Annotated in this window: 1 protein-coding gene; it reads left to right on the top strand. The window is 74.7% G+C overall.

Annotated features, from left to right (window positions below; translation table 11 throughout):
* Positions 1 to 46 precede the first annotated feature (46 nt).
* The coding region (locus tag GH736_RS24045; protein WP_159607617.1) for an ROK family protein at positions 47 to 605 on the top strand (559 nt) is incomplete at its 3' end.

Genomic DNA, 605 nt, shown 5'->3' with positions numbered 1-605 from the left:
CCGCAGTGGCCGTCGACGCCGTCGCGGCCGTCGCGGCGGAGGCGACATGAGGCTCGGCATCGACATCGGCGGCACCAAGACGGCCGCGGTGGCGATCGGCGCCGACGGCGAGCTGAGCGATCAGTTCCGCATGCCCACCGGGTTCGGCGCCGAGGCGGTCGTCGCCACGGCGCTGCGCACGGTCGAGCGCATGACCGAGCTGGCCGGCGTCGACGCGGCCTCGTTCGCCTCGATCGGCATCGGCATCCCGGGGGCGGTGGACAGCGTGACGGGACGCGTCGCGCACGCCGTGAACCTCGGCTTGGAGGGGCTCGACCTCGGCCCGCGACTGTCCGACCGGCTCGGCGTGGAGGTGCGCGTAGAGAACGACGTGAAGGCCGCCGCGGTCGGCGCCCATCACCTCCTCGGCGTGGCCGACGGCATCCGCGCGCATTCGATGGCGTACCTCAACCTCGGAACGGGCCTGGCCGCCGGTGTCGTGCTCGACGGACGCCTGCTGCGCGGCGGCCACGGCGTCGCGGGCGAGATCGGGCACATCCCGGTCGACCCGGCGGGCGTGGTCTGCAGCTGCGGGCAGCGCGGATGCCTCGAGACGCTGGCGTCGG

This window comes from Agromyces humi (genome assembly GCF_009720255.1).
Classification (GTDB): Bacteria; Actinomycetota; Actinomycetes; order Actinomycetales; family Microbacteriaceae; genus Agromyces; species Agromyces humi.
Note: the sequence above shows the minus strand (reverse complement) of the source record. Positions and strands in the feature narration are given on the sequence as shown.